The sequence below is a fragment of the Armatimonas rosea genome, assembly GCF_014202505.1.
GTDB lineage: Bacteria > Armatimonadota > Armatimonadia > Armatimonadales > Armatimonadaceae > Armatimonas > Armatimonas rosea.
This window is the reverse complement of the sequence record NZ_JACHGW010000004.1, coordinates 784,794-802,247: the sequence shown is the minus strand read 5'-3', so window position 1 is coordinate 802,247 and position 17,454 is coordinate 784,794. Positions and strand designations below refer to the sequence as shown.

Annotated in this window: 12 protein-coding genes; 2 read left to right on the top strand and 10 right to left on the bottom strand. The window is 64.1% G+C overall.

From position 1 onward, the window contains the following. Nucleotides 1-156 precede the first annotated feature (156 nt). From HNQ39_RS23140 to HNQ39_RS23120, 5 genes are all read right to left on the bottom strand, one after another. On the bottom strand, nt 157-1,017 hold the full coding sequence (locus HNQ39_RS23140; protein ID WP_184202538.1) for an RnfABCDGE type electron transport complex subunit D: 861 nt from the start codon (nt 1,015-1,017) through the stop codon (nt 157-159). A gap of 4 nt (nt 1,018-1,021) precedes the next feature. Next, on the bottom strand, nt 1,022-2,836 hold the full coding sequence (locus HNQ39_RS23135; RefSeq protein WP_184202536.1) for a CRTAC1 family protein: 1,815 nt from the start codon (nt 2,834-2,836) through the stop codon (nt 1,022-1,024). A 27-nt stretch (nt 2,837-2,863) separates the two neighbouring features. After that, nucleotides 2,864-3,772, bottom strand: coding sequence for a dihydrodipicolinate synthase family protein (locus HNQ39_RS23130; protein WP_184202534.1), 909 nt, complete (start codon nt 3,770-3,772; stop codon nt 2,864-2,866). A 154-nt stretch (nt 3,773-3,926) separates the two neighbouring features. Next, nucleotides 3,927-4,793 carry a phytanoyl-CoA dioxygenase family protein gene (locus HNQ39_RS23125; RefSeq protein ID WP_184202532.1) on the bottom strand — a complete coding sequence of 289 codons (867 nt, stop codon included), beginning with the start codon at nt 4,791-4,793 and terminating at the stop codon, nt 3,927-3,929. Between the two features lie 174 nt (nt 4,794-4,967). Then, nucleotides 4,968-6,185 carry an enolase C-terminal domain-like protein gene (locus HNQ39_RS23120; protein WP_184202530.1) on the bottom strand — a complete coding sequence of 406 codons (1,218 nt, stop codon included), beginning with the start codon at nt 6,183-6,185 and terminating at the stop codon, nt 4,968-4,970. A 23-nt stretch (nt 6,186-6,208) separates the two neighbouring features. Here HNQ39_RS23120 and HNQ39_RS23115 point away from each other — a divergent pair, with 23 nt between their 5' ends. Next, a complete protein-coding gene (locus tag HNQ39_RS23115) occupies nt 6,209-7,387 on the top strand; it encodes a chloride channel protein (protein ID WP_184202528.1) in 1,179 nt (392 codons plus the stop codon). A gap of 4 nt (nt 7,388-7,391) precedes the next feature. On the opposite strand, the gene HNQ39_RS23110 is transcribed toward HNQ39_RS23115, so the two are convergent. Genes HNQ39_RS23110 through HNQ39_RS23090 form a run of 5 tightly spaced genes read right to left on the bottom strand, consistent with a single transcriptional unit; the run spans nt 7,392 to nt 14,040 of the window. Further along, a complete protein-coding gene (locus HNQ39_RS23110; protein ID WP_184202525.1) occupies nt 7,392-9,440 on the bottom strand; it encodes an adenylate/guanylate cyclase domain-containing protein in 2,049 nt (682 codons plus the stop codon). Nucleotides 9,441-9,444: 4 nt separating this feature from the next. Next, nucleotides 9,445-10,383 carry a phytanoyl-CoA dioxygenase family protein gene (locus tag HNQ39_RS23105; RefSeq protein ID WP_221290249.1) on the bottom strand — a complete coding sequence of 313 codons (939 nt, stop codon included), beginning with the start codon at nt 10,381-10,383 and terminating at the stop codon, nt 9,445-9,447. Nucleotides 10,384-10,407: 24 nt separating this feature from the next. Then, the gene (locus HNQ39_RS23100; RefSeq protein WP_184202523.1) at nt 10,408-11,040 is read right to left on the bottom strand and encodes a VTT domain-containing protein; all 633 of its coding nucleotides are present in this window, start codon (nt 11,038-11,040) and stop codon (nt 10,408-10,410) included. A 20-nt stretch (nt 11,041-11,060) separates the two neighbouring features. Beyond that, nucleotides 11,061-12,107, bottom strand: coding sequence for an RpnC/YadD family protein (locus tag HNQ39_RS23095; RefSeq protein ID WP_184202521.1), 1,047 nt, complete (start codon nt 12,105-12,107; stop codon nt 11,061-11,063). Nucleotides 12,108-12,111: 4 nt separating this feature from the next. Beyond that, entirely contained in the window at nt 12,112-14,040 is a 1,929-nt protein-coding gene (locus HNQ39_RS23090) for a RecQ family ATP-dependent DNA helicase (RefSeq protein ID WP_184202519.1), read from the bottom strand. A 170-nt stretch (nt 14,041-14,210) separates the two neighbouring features. On the opposite strand from HNQ39_RS23090, the gene HNQ39_RS23085 reads away from it, so the two are divergent. Next, entirely contained in the window at nt 14,211-17,420 is a 3,210-nt protein-coding gene (locus HNQ39_RS23085) for a hypothetical protein (RefSeq protein ID WP_184202517.1), read from the top strand. Nucleotides 17,421-17,454: the final 34 nt, after the last annotated feature.

The following is a 17,454-nucleotide window of genomic DNA, read 5'->3' as shown; positions in this document are numbered from 1 at the left end:
TCCCTGCCGCTGAGACGGCTTCCCTCTTCCCCTTTTGCTCCTTCGTCGCGGGAAGAGGGACGAGCCTGCCACGATAGGTACGCCTCTCTTCCCGCGAGCTTGCGAGCAATAGGGGAAGAGAGGTGGAGAGCCCTAGCGAGCCGGAGAGATGGCAACCTACGCGCTGGCTGCTTTCTTGGCCTGGCGTGCCTTGTAGATCTCGATCAGGTTGGCTGCCGGGCCCATCAGGGTTAGGGCGAAGTAGGGCGCGTGGCTGGCGATATGGATGTTCCAGTTCTTGCCCCACTGACGCAGGACAAACTCCGCCGCGGCGACCAGGAACGCTACCAGCATCTGCCCCTTCTTGGAGTGCACCGTGGTCTTGGGGTCGGTGATCATGAAGAAGACAAAGAGCTGGTACATCGCGCTGGTCAGCGGCGCGAACTCAAAGCTCAGTGCAGGAAGAAACGCCATGTCGGTGTGCAGGGCGGCTCGGAGCAGGGCAAAGAGTGCGAAGCTGGCGATGTAGGTGAAGCAGATATGGAAGCGCTTGAGCCGGTAGACAATCACCGAGCCCAGGATCCAGATCACGATTCCGGCCCAGACATGGTTGCCAAACTGGAACGAGAGCGTGTACATCGACTGAGGGGCCACGAGCAGCAGCAACACGATGGCAAGGTTCGACGGGTTCCAGATATGGCGGCCGTCGACGCGGATCACGTACTTGCTGATGATTGAGAGGGCGGGGGCGACAATAAAGGGCCACCACTCCACCGAGCGCACCAGAATCCCACAGGAGATCCCCGAGACATAGGCGCTCGCTAAGTGCGGCAGCTTCTTGAGAGTTAAGTAGCCAAAGATGGCCTCGGTGAGGATGCTGACAATAATACAGACCGCGGTCTTGCGCCAGTCGGCGAGCATGCCGGTGGTGAAGTGGCCTAAGAGGAGAATACAGCTGATGAGGAGAGGGGCGACATACTTGCTGTCGATCTGAAAGCCCCGCTTGGCAGGGGCATTGTAGGAGAGTGCCGGTGTCATGGCTTTAGGAATTGCTTTCTTTAACGGTAAGAATTTGGTCTGCTTTCGGTGCAGGGATTGTGGATAGTTTACCGCTCGGCCAGCGGATTTCAACCTTCTCGATGGCAGGATCTGTGCCCAGCCCAAAGTGGAGCCGGCGGTCGTTCTGGGCGCAGAAGCCCATCCCACCGGTCACGACCTGGCGCTGCTTGTGGCCCTTCCAGTAGACCGTCACATCGGCCCCGACTACACTGCCCTTTGCCTCCAACGAGAGCGTCAGCCAGTGGTTCTTGGAGTCGGCTTGGTTCTTGTAGACCAGCAGCGGGCCGCGCTGGTTGGCGACCAGCACATCGAGCGTGCCGTTGTTGTCGATATCGGCGAGGGCGACCCCGCGTCCATCGTAGAGATCGGTGGCACCCACGGCCTGTGCCACCTCGGTGAAGCGTCCCGCGCCATCGTTGAGCCAGACCCGCTTCTGCTGGTAGCCTGACAGGCTGCGCCCTTTCATGGGAACCCAGTTGACGACATCGCGGACAATCTCGGCGTTGGCGGGGGTGATGGTGGAGTAATCGTACCAGTAGCTCTGGGTCTTGTCGGCGGAGATGTAGCCATTGGTGAGGTAGAGGTCCTGGAAGCCATCGTTGTTGAGGTCGCCAAACTGCGCCCCAAAGCTCCAGCCGCCCTTCTCCACGCCCATGGCATCGGCGAGGTTCTCGTACTCCAGCTTGCCCTTGGGGAGGTTCTCCTTGGGCACCCAGAGGTTGTTGCCCTGCATTACTTGGCCGTCTTCCCAGATATTGGAGATATAGACCGAGAGGCGCCCATCGTTGAAGATATCCCCCAGCGAGGCGTTCATGCCGCTCTTGGCCTGCTTGCGGACCCCCGCCTCCTCCCCGATCTGGGTGAAGCTCTTGCCGGCGTTGTTGCGCCAGATCTCGGGCTTGCCGTAGTCCGAGGCCAGAAAGAGATCGGGGTAGCCACTGCCCACAAGATCCGCCGCGACCGCAGCGAGGAGCCAAGAGCGCATGGTCATGCCCATCTCCTGGGTCGTGTCGCGGAAGGTGAAATTGCCCTCGTTGTGGAGAAGATGCTTGGGCGCGCCGTTGGTGGCAAAGTTGAGGGCATCGGGCATGATCTTGGTGGTCTTCAGGTGCCACAGGTCGTGCTCCTCGTCGAAGTACCCACAGAGCAGGATGTCCAGCTTGCCGTCTTTGTCGTAGTCCACCAGGGTGGCGGTGTTGGCGTTCATCCACTTGGGGAGGTTTGCGGTCTCGGTCATCTGGGTGAAGCCCTTGCCCGCGTCGTTCTTAAAGAGCTCCGCGCGGCCCCACTTGTAGACCAGCAGGTCCTCCCAGCCGTCGCCGTCGAAGTCCCCCCAGAGCGCGCCCTGGCTGGTCCCGGTACCGTCTTTGTTGATATCCGCGACTCCGAGCTTCTCGCCCACCTCCTCGAAGGTGCCATCGCCCTTGTTGTGGTAGAGCGCGTTCTTGCTGTTCTCCCCCGAGCGGGTGACATAGAGATCGGGCCAGCCGTCCTTGTCGTAGTCACAGACCGCGACACCGGCACCCATGTCGGCGATTCGGGGAAGGATCGGCTCAAGCTTGGGGTCGAGCTTGGGGGCGGTGTGGGTGAAGTCGATCCCCAGTTTCTTGGCACTCTCGGTGAGGGTGAAGCCGTAGCGTTGGAGAGCATCGGGCGCGGCAGGGGTGAGGGGACCGCCGCTGACAGTGCCCGTCTCCGGCGCGACATTTTTCTTATTCAGCCACCAGGACCCGCCCAGCAGCCCGACGAAAGCAAGGAGCGCCACTACCTTGGGCGCACCGCCATTGTTCTGTGCCATGTTGTTATTCTATCGCCCGGTGGGCTCCTAGCGCTCTGAACGCCAGAGCGGGGCCATTTGTTCCACCTCGGTGAGCTCGGCGGGGCGCAGGTCGGCGAGGGGCGGGCGCACGGGACCGCCGACAAGCCCGATCTGGTCCATCAGGCGCTTCATCACCGAGACCTCGTAGCCCTTGCGCCGTGCCCGGAAGGCGTAGAGGGGCAGGACATAGCGCTTCATCGTGGCAGCAAGGGCGGCGCTGTCGCCTGTGCTGGCGTAGACATGGAGGAGCTGGGAGATCTCAGGATCGAGGTTGGCGATACTCGACGTGTAGGTCCGAATCCCGATACTGTAGTAGCTGGGCACGGCGTCATCGCCCGCGCCGCCGATCCAGAGCAGGCGCTCCCCGACCTTGTCCATGATCTGCTGCAAGCGCCGCGTGTCGCCTTGGCCGTCTTTGAGGGCGATCAGATTGGGGATGGCGTCGGCGAGGCGCTGCACCAGGGCGGGCGAGGGATTAAAGCTATCGCGGGAGTAGATCAGCACCCCGAGCGGTGTCGCCGCCGCCAGGGTCTTGTAGTACTCCAGCAGGGCATCGTCGTCGGTGGTGGGGTAGTAGGCCGGAAAGAGAAGCAGGCCATCCACGCCCGCCGCCACTGCCTGCTGTGCAAGCTGCACCCCCAGCGCGGTGCTGATCCCCGCCGCTGCCAGCACGGGGACGATCCCCCCCAGCTCCGCAACCGTCACCTCGATCACCTGGCGCAGCTCATCGGGCGAGAGCGTGTGGAACTCCCCGGTTCCCGCCCCGGCGACCACCGCGCAGATCGGAGCCTCCTTTAGGGCTTGTAGGTTGTGGCGCAGGCCGTCGAGGTTGAGCGAGAGATCGTCGTGAAAGGGTGTCACCGGAAAGGCGATCACCCCGGAGAGCTGGGCGCGGAGCGCATCGGGCGTGGTCATGAATTGATTTTACCCAATTGACCCGAGGAACGAGTCCTCGGGCTTAAAAGGGCGACGGGCACCTTCGTGCCCAACGGAATCTCTTGGCTGCGAAGGCAGCCGTAGCCCTCTCAAGCCCAAAGACTTGTTCTTAGGGCACTCTTGTTGTCCGTGTCTACCAGCGCTCCAGCCCGAGGAGCTTTTTGCCTAGCTCTGTCAGCGTGGCGGGCTCGGGGTGCTGCTGGCGCTCGCGGCCTTTGTAGGGCTCGGGGATATCGCGCTCCCAGGATGGCGGGGCGGTGCGCTCCCCCCAGCACGCCACTCGCTCCGCGGCCTGTGCGGGATCGTCACTGGCGGGGTAGTGTGTCACGTACTGACAGAGTCGGGGGGCAGTTCCATGGTTGGCGCCGTTGCCGTGGGCCAGGGTGACATCCCAGATCACCAGATCGCCCGCCTCGGCGGGAATGGGGGTGACTTTCATGCCCTCCGGGAGGCGTGTCAGATCGGGCTGGAACCTATGGCGGCCCTCGGGTTGCTCGGCGATCCAGCGGACGAGGTTCTTGCGGTGGAAGCCGGGGATGCAGCAGAAGCCGCCCATCTCCTCGGTGGTGTCGGTGAGGCAGAGGACGGCTTGCACAAAGAACGGCCAGGTCTCGGGCGGGGTGCTGGTGTCCATGTCCCAGTGCACGAATCCTTGGTCGTTGTGGTGCGGGTGCCTCTCCGAGAGGGGCGGCTTGAAGCAGGCGCGGTCCAGGCTGGTCCAGAGCTTCTCCGTGCCATAGAGATCGGCGAAGGTCTGGTAGAGGCGGGGATTCTGCCGGTTGTCCCAGAGCGACTGGGTCTGGTGGATGTGCGCCAGCGACCCGCGCCGCCTGACCGGATACCACGTCTCGGGATCGTCGGGGCGCATCTCAAGGAAGCGATAGATATCGTCGATTACCGCGTCGCAGCTTTCTTTGGGCACAACTTTCTTGACCACGAGATAGCCCCACTGATCGAAAAACGCCCGATCCTCGGCGGTGAGCACAGGTTCCATTTCCATGGGGCTTGCTTCGCCAGAGTGGGGACGATTTCCTGCAACTCCCCTCGATTGGAACGAGGGGACGGGAGAGCCTACGGCTGCGAAGGGCGTGCCGCCCATACCGAACCGAATGATGGCCGAAGGCCTTTGTGTCCGAGGCACGAGGACAGCAAGACGCCCCCGTTTATGGGGGCGCTACCAGCGGCGGCGCTGCCAGTGGGGATCGACGTGCTGGTGCATCTCGGCGACATCGTCGCGGGCACGGATGGGGCTGGCTTCGTAGCGCTCTTTGAGGCGTGCGAGGGTGTCGTAGTTGAGGGTCACCCCGAGACCGGGGGCATCGGAGACACGCACATTGCCGCCGACAATCGGGATGCGGCCCTCGGCGACAATCTCCTCATCGGCGCTCTGCCAGGGGTAGTGGGTGTCGCAGGCGTAGCTCAGCTGCGGCGTGGCGGCGGCGACATGGGCCATGGCCATCAGCGAGACCCCGAGGTGGCTGTTGGAGTGCATCGAGAGCCCGACCCCCAGGGTCTCACAGACCCGGCCCAGTGCGGCGACCGCACGCAGACCGCCCCAGTAGTGGTGGTCCCCGAGCACGACTTGGCAGGCATCGGTCTTGTGCGCCTCCGCAAGAGTCTCGAAGGAGACGACCGCCATGTTGCTGGCGAGGGGCATGTCGATTCCCTCCGCGAGGAGCCCGGCGCGCACCGCGGCCATGTCGGCCATGCCCTCGGCGGGGTCCTCGAGGTAGCCGCCGTCGCTGAGCTCCGCTTGGAGCGCCTTGCCCACCCGCACCGATGTCGCTACGCTCCAGACACAGTTGGGGTCGATCCGTAGCGGCACGGTCGGCCCCAGGGTCTGTCGTAGCAGGCGAATCGTCTCGATCTCCTGATCGGGCTCCAGCACTCCCGCCTTCAGCTTCACCGAGCCAAAGCCATAGTCGGCGATGAGCTCCTGCACTTGAGTCACCAGCCCCTCGGGGGTGAGCGCCTCGCCGTACTTGGACTCGCCCCAGGCGTGCTTGTAGAAGGCATAGGCCGAGAACGGAACCTCCTCACGCACCTTTCCTCCGAGGAGCGCGTGCACCGGCAACCCGACTGTCTTGCCAACCAGATCGAGCGCGGCGACCTCCAGCGCCGAGAGCGCCGTGCGGTACTTGCTCTGGCTTCGGAGCGCCGTGAGCGACGCCATGAGCTGGGAGGCATCCTGCCCGATCACCTGGGGACGCAGGCTCTCCAGGGTCTCCGCGGGGCCAGAGCCGCCGTGGGTCTCGGCGATCCCGATCACACCGTCGGCGCTCTCCAGCTCGATCACGGTACGGAGCGCCAGCGGGGCATGGAGGCCAAACGACGAGCGAAGGGGGGGATCAGAGATCGCAAACGAGTGGATGCGAAAGTGACGGATTTGCATGCCTGTAGTGTACAGTAGGAGAGATGCGGACGCGACTAAAAGGGCTAGGGAAGTGGGGCCTGCTTGCGGCATGGGTCGGGGGGCTTGCGGGAGTGGCATCGGCGGTCTTTCTCAAGGCACTCTACGCCGCCACGGATTTTCGTGTCGCGCACCCCGCTCTCTTATTCGGGCTTCCCTTGGCGGGGGCACTGGTCGCGCTTCTCTACCAGCGTCTCGGCAACGGCACGGAGGCGGGGACTAAGCTCCTCTTGGCGCGCATTCAGGAGCCCGACGAGCCCGTGGCCTTTCGGATGGCACCGCTCATTCTCCTCTCGACGGTTGTTACGCATCTCTTTGGTGGGTCGGCGGGCCGAGAGGGGACGGCGCTCCAGCTTGGGGGGGCGGTGGCAAGCGCCTCGCAGCGGCTCTTTCGGCTCCCTCCAGACGACCAGAGCCTGCTCTTGCTCTGCGGCCTGAGTGGGGGCTTTGGCTCGGTCTTTGGGACACCATGGGCGGGGACGATCTTTGCCCTAGAGGTGACACGCACGGGTAGGCCGCGCGTCGAGGCGCTGTTGCCCTGCGGGATCGCTGCCTTTGTGGGTGATTTTGTCTGCCGGAGGCTGGGGATTCACCACCATGTCTACGCCAGTGCGACGCCCTTTCCGACACTCACGCTGCCGCTCCTGCTCTGGGTTGTCCTCGCCGGCGGTATCTTTGGTGGGGTAAGTCGGCTCTTCACGGAAGGGCTACACGGGGTTCAGGCGCTCGTGCGGCGGCTTCCCATTTTCTGGCTCCGCCCGGCGCTGGGCGGGCTGCTGGTGATCGGGCTGACCTACGCCACGGGGACACGCGACTATCTCGGGCTGGGGTTGCCGCTCTTGACGCGCAGCTTCTCTCCGGGGGGCGTGGTGCTCGGGGCCTTTGCGCTGAAGCTTCTCTTCACGGTCGTGACCCTGGGGACGGGCTTCAAGGGCGGTGAGGTGACCCCGCTCTTTTGCATCGGGGCGACGCTTGGCGCTGCGTTTGCCACGGTTACGGGCCAGCCGACCGGGTTCTTTGCCGCGCTGGGCTTTGTCGCAGTCTTTGCGGGAGCCGCGCGTGCGCCGCTCGCCTGCGCGGTGTTGGGGCTGGAGCTCTTTGGAGTGGCCTACGCCCTGCCACTGGCGCTGGCGTGCTCGCTCAGTGCCTTGGTCGCCAGCAAGCGCAGCATCTACGCGCAGTAGGGGGCTACTTTTCCGTGGCGCGCCAGACCCCATCCCAGTCGGGTGGCGGGGGAGACTGTGTGAAGGCATCGGCGCGTGCGCGGAGAACGGTCGCGGGGCCATCGCTAGGAAATTCAGCAAGTAGCGAGTCGCAGAGGGCACGAGCTTGGGCAAAGTCGCGACGCTGGTAGGCAGTGAGTGCCTGCTCGGTCTGCTCGGCAAGGGCGCGCTGCAGGGGCGTGGCGTCCTCGGCGGTGTCCAGTAGCTCAAAGACCCGGAGTGCCTGCGACTTACCGACCACGGTGAGGATGTCCACGGGGCGTGTGAGAAAGCCACCCGCGATCTGCTGGTTCGTGGCGTCACTGAGCAGGATCGGGGTTTTGTAGACCTTGTTCTGGCCCTCCAGGCGCTTGCCGGCGTTGACCGTGTCGCCGAGGACGGTGTAGTTGTAGCGCACGGCACTGCCGATCACCCCAAGGATGGCCTCGCCCGTGTGGAGCCCGATACGCATGGTGAGGCCGGGGTTGGCGCGGCGCTCTCGGAGGCGGGCCATCGCGGCTTGGGCGCGGAGGGCAGCGTCGCAGGCGCGCTTTGCGTGGTCTTGTCCATGGAAAAAGGCCATTACCTCATCGCCGTTGTACTTATCGACAACTCCCTCGGCGCGTGCGATCTCCTGGCTGACCAGCTCCAGAAACGCGCTCAGGATCGCGACCGCCTCCTCGGGCGCGTGGGACTCCGCGATTGTCGTGAAGCCCGTCAGGTCGGCGAAGAAGACCGTCAGCTCCGTGCGGACCCCGCCGGGCTCCGCCTCCTTGCCGCTGATCATCAGCTGGCGGACATACTCGGTGGGGACAAAGCGCTCAAAGCTCCGCAGGCTCGCCTTCAGGCGCTCCAGGCCCTCCCCGAGCTGGTTGACCTCCACGATGCGCCCCTTGCCAAGGCCGGGCTCGGGCTCAAGCTGGAGCTGGCGGGCCTTGTCCATCTCCCGGGTGATCTTGCGGAGGCGGCGTGCGATTCCCTGCGCCAGCCAGAGGCTTCCCACGATACCAAGAATGCCGCCCAGCCCGACCCAGTAGAGTGTCGTTCGTAGGCTCGCATCGACACGGCCCATCAGCTCTTTTTGGGGAGTGAGCGTGCAGACCACCCAGCGCGGGGCATCGGGCTCGGCAAGCCGCCGCCAGCTCACCAGGTAGTCCGCGCCTTTGACGCGAATCTGCGCGGTCTGTAGCGCCGCTCCGGGCGCCTGGCGGGTGATCCGCGCGAGTGCGGCCCTGAGCACATCGGGGGCCTCGCTGCCGCTCGCGATCACCTGGGAGCCGCTGGCTTTTTCCTCGACCACAAAGCCAAAGCCCGTCTCGCCAAGCCGGACACTGCGCAGAAAGCGGGTGATGTCCTCCAGGGTGAAGTCCACGGAGACGACGCAGCGGAGGCGGTGCTGGCTGTCGTAGCGCGGGGTTGCGTAGGTGACACCGACAATGTCGCCGCGGTCGGGATCGACAAAGGTGTAGGTCTCGGTCCAGGTGGCTCTTCCTGCCTTTACCGCCGCTTGGTAGTAGGGCCGCAGGCGCGGATCGTACTTCCAGTGGGGATCGTCGGCGAGGAGCTGGAGGGTGCCGTCGGGGCGCTTGAGCCACTCTCGCCGGTGGGTGAGCGCCTGCGAATTGGGGGGCGTGCAGAGCTGGATGGGCAGCCGTCCATCGGCGCGGCGCTGCACCTGGCAGTAGGCCCCGGTGTTCTGGATGCCCAGCGTGAGATAGGAGATATCGGGGAGGGCGGTGCAGACAGCGTGAAAGTCATTGCCGATAGGCGCCAAGTCCGCGAAGTCCAGCCCCGTGGCCTCGTGGCGTGCGACAAAGGTCTGGGCGAGGGTGCTGGCGGTCTGTGCGGTGGCGAGGAGTCGCCCCATGCGCCGCTCGATCACCTGCGACGTTCGCTTGATGACCTGTGCGGAGAGGTCCGTGGAGGTCACTCGCCACTGGTGGTAGGTACTGCCCAGCACGACAATCAGGGTCGCCGCGAGTGTGGTCAGGGTTGCCGTGAGGATTGTCGTGCGGAGCGTTGCTCGGAGCGCCATTGCCCTACTCAGACGGTTCGTCGGTGCGTTTTAGTTCCTCGGTGGCTTTGCACGTTCTTAGCCAGACATTACTGGGGGGATTGTCGTAGCCCTTCCAGGCGTAGGGATCGGCCCCGGCCACAGGGATCACATTGCGCCGATCCGCCGTCGCCACCGACTCGCCGTCCTTGACACTCCAGGGAAGCAGGCTCCAGGCGTTCATGTAGTGGCTCACCAGAACCCGCCGGTAGACCTCGCTCCGGTTCTTAAGAGATTTATGCAGGAGATACCCATTGAAGAACACGACACTTCCCACCGGCACCTCCACCGGCACGGCCAGGCTCTCGTCGAAGCCGTAGCTCTGGGGCGCGAAGTCGTACTCCTCGGCCTCATCGTGCTTGCGCTGGGGATAGAGATAGCCCGCCTTGTGCGAGCCCGGAATCACCCAGAGGCAGCCGTTCTCGATAGTCGCATCGTCCAGTGCGATCCACGCCCCGATCAGCGAGCGGTCTCGCGTGGGGATGTAGATCTCGTCTTGGTGCCACGCCTGCCCTTGAAACGTGGGGGGCTTGACAAAGAGCATCGACTGCATGCACTTGACCGAGCCATCCCAGAACGGGAGATGCGCCGCCGTGATCTGGCTCAGAGCGCCGCAGATTTTCTCGTGCTTGACATACTTCTCGATCACCGGGCTGATAAAGTGCGGCTGATGGATGCAGAGAATCCGCCGAAGCGCTTCGTCATCAGTGAGCTCCGCGGGGAGCGGCTGCAAGTTCTCGCAAGGATAGCCGCCGCGCGCCAAGTGCGCCGTGTCTCGTCGCAGCTCCTCGACCTCGGTGTCCGTGACCAGACGCTCCAGAACCAGGTAGCCGTTCTCTACAAAAAACGCCACTTGCTCGTCGCTTAAAATGCGCGGGACCGTCCGCCGGTTCTCCAGCGTCGGGGCCGTCTCCATCGTGCTCATGGCGCTATTGTAGCCCAAACCAGGCTAGTGCGGCGCTTCGTTTTTTGCCTGCTTGCGGTGCTGAAGGAACTCAAACACCATCGGGAGCACGGAGACCAGGATAATCCCGACCAGCACCAGCTCGAAGTTCTTCTTGACCACCTCCATATTGCCAAAGAAGAAGCCTGCTGTGATGCAGAGTCCCACCCAGAGCACCGCGCCGGCGAGCGAGAAGGCCAGAAAGCGCCCGTAGGTCATCGCGCCCATGCCCGCGACAAACGGCATGAAGGTGCGCACAATCGGCACAAAGCGCGCCATGATGATTGCCTTGGGCCCGTGCTTGGCAAAGAACGCCTCGGTCTTGGTAAGGTTCTCGCGCTTGAAGATCTTCGAGTTAGGGCTGTTAAAGAGCCCTCGCCCGAACTTCTTCCCGAGGAAGTAGTTACAGTTATCTCCGAGCAGGGCGGCGGCCATCAGGAGTGGATAGAGCACTCCGAGCACGAACGCCGGCTTCTCGCCCGCGGCAAGCGCCCCCACTGTGAAGAGCAGTGAGTCGCCAGGGAGAAACGGCATCACAACAACGCCCGTCTCGATAAAGATAATGAGAAACAGCCCACCGTACGCCAGCGGCCCCAGCGACTGGAGCCACGCGATGATCATATTGAGAATCTTAGCCATGCCGCGTCAGTATACCCGCATCAGGACTCAGGTAGCGTGAGCAGGTCGGACCAAGACTGTGCGTGAAAGAGTCGGCGAGCCCAAGCGCGCAGCTGTGGCTCTTGCGCCTTCTCCAGTGCCTCATTGAAAGAGGCATCCGGTGGGCCAAAGCGATCCGTGCCAAGGAGGAGAAGTAGCTCGCGTTCCCCTTGCGCCACTCCTTGCGCCATCCCTTGCGCCACTCCTTGCGCCATCCCTTGCGCTAGTCCAATAGCGCGTCCCTCAGCGATGCCTTCTTGGCGGCCATCTGCGAGGATTTTCTGATAGGTCATGGATTCTTTCATCTGTGCTACCGCTTTCTCTATTGATCTTTTGGGAATGTCGTAAACCGTCCATTGGCAGCCCCCTAGGTGGGACGACTGCTTCTCGCTGAGGTAGTGCCGTCGAGTGAGTTTACAACATTCACGCAAGATCAATAATAGTTTACCGGCAATCTCGGGGGCGTACCGTATACCTGCGAGGAGGTAGGTGGATGCCCAGAGCTTTCGGCGATTCTCAATAACGACTTCGCTCTGAATCCGGGCTTCCAGACTCTCTACGACACGCTCTGGGCTGGTTTCGGAAAGGTCGCAGAGGAGAGCTAACGGGAGGGTGGAGACCCCGCCACTGAGGATATGAGAAACGGGGACTTGCCAGAGCCGTAGGACTTCGTACTCAAAGTATAGGTACTGTCGGCCACTAGGCCGCAGGCGCACCACACTTCCCGTGAGGGTGGGGCTATCTGCTTCGGGGCGGAGGAGAATCACGTAGCTCAGGACGACATGTTCCGTTTGTTCTGCGGCAAGGACGTTGTAGCGTAGCATTCGTCCTGGAACTCTATGACCATCGTGGCCCGCCTGAAACTCGATATGGACCAGATACGGCTCTTGTGTCAGGACGCGGATCAGGCGATCCGCCTCCGTTGAGACGGTTGCGAGATCGGCGTCCACCAGTTCACAGGAAGCAGGAGGAAGTCCCAGGAGCTCCAGCCAGTCTTCCGGGTGGAGGCGCACTAGCTCTTTCGTGGTGGCATCAAAGGGGGTGGCCATGAGACTACAGCTCCGTGCTAAGCCACCCCAGCACTGCTCCAAACGGGTGGTCTTCGAGGATGCCGAAGCACTTGTGGCGGCCGATTCGGGCCTTGGAGACAGCGGGGCTGGAGATGCCACAGAGGAAGCGGGCGAGCTGGCGGTCTTCGCGGAGGGCATCGGGGTGCGCGTCGCGGAGGGCGGTGAGCTCGTCGCGGAGGCTGGCAGGAATCGGGTGGGGCGGGGTGGACTCGGGGAGGCGCTGGGCCTCGCCCGTCAGGCAGAAGGAGCAGTGGCCGCAGGGTGTTGTGCGCCGCTCGCCGAAGTAGCCAGTAAGGGCGTTGGTCTGGCAGCTCCCCAGCCCGATGAGCTTCACGACCTTGGCGAGGCGCGCAAGCTCGTTTTTCTCCCGCAGGGCAAAGCGACTATCCAGCTCGTCGGTGAGGGCCTCGGTATCGTCGCTGGGGTTGAGCCGGTAGAAGCGCTGGCGCACATCGGCGGTGCGGAGCTCGATATGGCCGCGCTCTTCGAGGACTTCCAGCACGCGGACTATCCTCCCACGCTCGACGGCGAGTGCCAGAGAGGCGTCTTCCGGGTTGAGCTTGTACCAGAGCCGGCCCTTGGTCGCCGCCTCGAAGATGTTCTCCACCAGCGTGCGGTGCGCCTCGGGGAAGGCGGCGGCGATGCTCTTGGCGGTCTGGCCGGGCAGGGGGCGGAACTCGTAGGCAGCGTAGAACGGCGTCCCCTGGCGCAGGATGCCATTGAGCTCTAGGTACGTCAGGATAGTCTTGAGCACGAGCTGGCGGATATCGTGGCGGACACTGAGGTCGTAGAGGGCGATATCGAACTCGAGGCCGCGGCTGAGCAGATCACTGAGGAGTGAGTGGAGTGCGCTACGTGTGGGGGTGTCGCCAAAGACAAAGTTCTCCAGAGTTGGGACATCGTCGAGGCAGGCGAGGATATGGCACACCGACGGCTGCCCGTCCCGCCCGGCGCGCCCGATCTCCTGGCTGTAGCTCTCCAGCGACTTGGGCAGGTTGTAGTGGTAAACATAGCGGACATTGCTCTTGTCGATCCCCATGCCAAAGGCGATTGTCGCCACCACGATTCCCTTGTCCGACGCCATCCAGCGCTCCTGCACCGCGCTGCGCGCCTCGTCCTCCATCCCGGCGTGGTAGGGCTCGGCGGGGAGGCCCGCTTCGCTAAGTAGCTCGGCGAGGCGCTCGGCGGTCTTTTGGAGCGTGACATAGACAATGGTCGGGCCGGGCGGGCGCTGCTTGAGGACGCGCAGGAGCACGGTGTCGCGCTCGGTGGCCGTGACCGGTGTCGTCACTAGCTCTAAGTTCGGGCGGTAGAACCCCGTCACGATCCCGTCGTCTGGCGTGATCCCAAAGGCCTCGTGGATGTCTTTCACGACTTGCGGAGTCGCCGTGGCTGTGAGCGCCAGCACCCGCTCCGCGCCGTAGCGCTTGGCGGCATCGGCGAGCTTGAGGTAGTCCGGGCGGAAGTTGTGCCCCCACTCCGAGATACAGTGGGCTTCGTCGATAGCAAACAGCGAGATCTTCGTGCGCTGGAGCTGCCCGAGAAAGCGCTCGTTGTTGAAGCGCTCCGGCGAGACATAGAGCAGCCTGAGCGAGCCATCGGCCAGCCCATCCCCGATACGCTTCACCTCATCGAGGCTCAGCGACGAGTCCAGGCGCGCGGCGGCGATTCCCCGCGCGGTGAGAAAGTCGATCTGGTCCTTCATCAGGGCGATCAGCGGCGAGACCACGATTGTCACGCCGTCGAAGCAGAGCGCCGGGAGCTGGTAGCACAGGGACTTGCCGCCCCCCGTGGGAAAGACCGCCAGCGCCGAGCGCCCCGCCAGCAGGGTCTCCACCACTTGTTCTTGGCCCGGGCGGAACGCGGAGAAGCCAAAGTATTTTTCGAGGAGCTGTGTAATGTTTGTGTTCATCTCGCCTGTAGTACGGCTCAGACTACCCGATTCTGACAAAACGCGGAAAATTTATTTTTGCCACGATGTCGCCCGGACGGTGAACGTCCGGCTAGAGGGCCTTCGGCCGCGTCTGCGGCGACCAATTTACCATCCGCCGTCTACGATTCGATACCGAGAATAAGAAAACCATGACACGAGAAACACTGCTTGCGGAGCTGGAGACCCTCACCCACGGAGCGCGCCTTCGGCGGCTCTACAACCTAGGACGGGAGTCCGTCACCAACCCCGAGACTCAGGCACTCTTAGAGACACTGAGCCAGGGGGAGACGGTCTACGAGCGGACGCTGGCGCTGAGCGCTTGCTGGGGAAGTGGAGACGCTCGGCTGGCTGAGAGAGCACGGACGGATCGCTCACGCGCTGTGCGGCGACTGGCGCTAGATGTCTTGGTGCGCTTTGGAAGTGACGAGGCAGTGCTCGCTGCGGTGCAGGCGCTCCCCCAGCGCAAGGTGCGGCTCCGGTATCTCCAGGTCCTGGCAAAGGCAAAGCGAACCGAAGTCATTGAGCGGATTCTCACGGAGTGGCAGGCAGCCGGAGACAGCGAGATCGCCCGGTTTCTTGCCTACACGTCCCCAGCCTTTGTTGAGAACCTGCTTCCCACGCTTGCGGAGCGCCTGACACCGGTTGAGAGTGCGCGGCTGGCCGCACGCCACCCTGAGCTACTCACGCGCACGCTCCTGAGCCGTATCGCGGCGACACCGGGGCGCGACTATCTCCTCCTCGGGCTCTGCCGTGCCGCACTAACCCCTCTGGCGCACTGTCGGCCCGAGCTCGCCCTGGCGCTGGTAACCGCACTCCGGGCGACCTTCCCGCTGGGGACGATCGGGCTTCCCAAGGCCCTGATCCACCGCTGTCCACAAGACATTGTCGCGCTGGCGCTGGCAACCGACGAGCCCCTCTCCTTCTCGTTTGTGGCGATTGCCGACTCGCTGGAGAGTGCGCAGCTGGTGGCGCTGGTGCAAAAGCACCCCCATACCCTTCCCCTCTGGTGCGGGCTGGGAGCCCTTGCCCCGGAAAAACGGCGGGCGCTCTATGCGGCTTGCGGCCTTGGCTGGCGTGGTGCAGGCGGTGAGCTGCCCTTGGCTCTTGTCCAAACACTCCCCGATGCCTCGCTTCGCCACGCCGAGGCGCGGCGCTGCTGGGGCCTTTCGAGCCTGGCGACCGTCCCCGAGCAACGGATTCCCTATGCGGGCGTTCTTCCTTGGGACGAAGCCCAAACCCTTCTGGAGCCGTTTCTCAACAACCCGGACGCCACGCTGCGCGGGCTGGCCTTGACGGCACTCTGTGGTGCGGCGGGCTACGACGAGGAGGCTCTCCCTGCCCTCCTCACGCTGTTCTCTGCGCGGGCGTTTGAGCAGGACCCGGTGCGCCAGGCGATGCTGGCGGGGCTTGCTAAGATCCCCCTGGGACGCTGGCAAGCAGGGCACCTTGAGGCACTCGCGCAGATACTTGCGCAGGCACGGAGCGCTTCTGATCTCTCTCTCGCCTCCGCGACTCACGCGGTTGCTCTGGTCACCAAGCTTCTAGCTCGCTTCCCGGAGTGGGCCGCACCCGAGCTGGCTATCTGGGTGAGGACACGGGGGCACCTAGATCTTGCGCCTCTCGTGGAGAGCCTCTCGGCAAAGGAGCTTGCTACCCTAGAGCCGCACCTGCTCCCGGTTCTGCGCTCCTGGAAGACACGGGAGAGTGAGCACTACCTGGTCCGGGCATCGGTGGGCTTGAGCACGCGCCTGCGACAGCTACCAGGGACTGTGGCGCTGCTTGAGGAGCTGCTCCACGACTCGGTGAATGGCTACACGGCGGCGCATCTCTTGACACTCTTGGGCCAGACTGTGCGGGAGCGCTTTCGGGTGCTGGTACCCGCGCTCCTGGAGCGTGACAAGAGCTGGATTACCCAAAGAAGTGTCTGGGAGTTTCTGCACCGCCAGCGTCAAGACCTGCTGACCGACGAGTTTCTGGGACGTCGGGCGTTCTCGGGGCGTTTCTCCACGGGGAAGACGCGCTTTGTGCTGCCGGTGCGCTCCCACTTTGGCCGCTGGACACCGCGCCAGCAAGGGCTCTTTGCCCAGACCCTCGCGGAGGTGCTGGTCGACAGCGAGCGCCCCAACCCCGAGGCCTTCCAAGCGGTCAAGCAGTACGCCGCTCTGGTGGACGTGGCATTGGCCCCCCTCGTGGAGCTGGCTCAGGAAAAGGCGCAGAATCTTGCCCTGCGGGACACGGCCCTGCGTGCACTGGCGCTTCTCGACAGCAGTCAGGGGACTGCGGAGCTGGTCGCGGCGCTCGACGATAGCCGGGCGCGGGTGGCGATCTATGCCCTGCGAAGTGTCGTGCTGGAGCTGCCTTTAACACGAAGCCTGGCGCTCTTGCGGGAGACACCGCGCCGTAAAATCACCGTTGCCAAGGAGGTCATCCGGCTCCTCGGTGATCTGTCCCAGAGTGCGGGCCTCGCGGATCTGTTGACCTGGGCGGCGGAGCCCAACCTCCACCGCGACCTGCGGGTTGCGCTGGTCCGCGCCCTCTGGGCACACCGAGAGCACGAGGCTACCTGGCTCGTCTTGCGGCAGGCACTGGAGTCGGGGGACGCTGCGCTGGCAACCATCGCCCTCCGCGCCCCCAACGACGGCCTGAGCGCAAGTGCGCTTCGTCGCCAGCTCGAGCTCCTGGTGCTCGGTCTCCGCCACCCCGATCCACTGGTGCGGCTCCAAGCGCTGGGGATCGCTCAGGGCATGCCCAATCTCGATGGCCTCTTGACGGAGCCGATCTTGGAGCGCCTCAACTCTTCCCTCTTTGGGGAGTACACGGTCGCCGCCTTTGCCCTGATTCGCGTGGTGGGTACGGAACATCCCGAGGCAGCCGCCATTGCGATTCGGCAAACTCTCCCGCAACGGCGGGTCTTACCGCATGTGGTGGAGAGCCTCTGTAGCGTCCTGCGCAGTGAGCATCCTCGCTACCAAGCAGCAGGGCGTGCGGCGCTGGAGGCCCTCCGCACCGATCCCCTCACGGGGAAGTTCCAGACCATGCTGGCACTCACGGCGCTGGAGGGTGAGGAGCTGGTCGCGTGGCTGGAGCGGAACGTGCCGGAAGGGGAGAACCTGGCGTGGAGTATTGCTCAGTTCGAGGTGCCGCCACGTCAGCCGGGGCGTGCGGAGCTGCGTGCGCTTCTGAGTGTCCACCCGCACCCGACCCTTCGGCGCTTGGGGCTCGCGGCTCTGATTGGCGAGACCCGGGGAAGCGCGGGCTGGACCGACGAGGCTCGTGCGGCTCTGGCGCGTTTCTGCCAGGACGAGCACTCGTTGGTGGCGGCAGCGGCGCAGTTTACCTTCCCGCCTGAGACGGGGTAGGTCGCCCGGACAACAAGTGTCCGGGCTTGAGAGG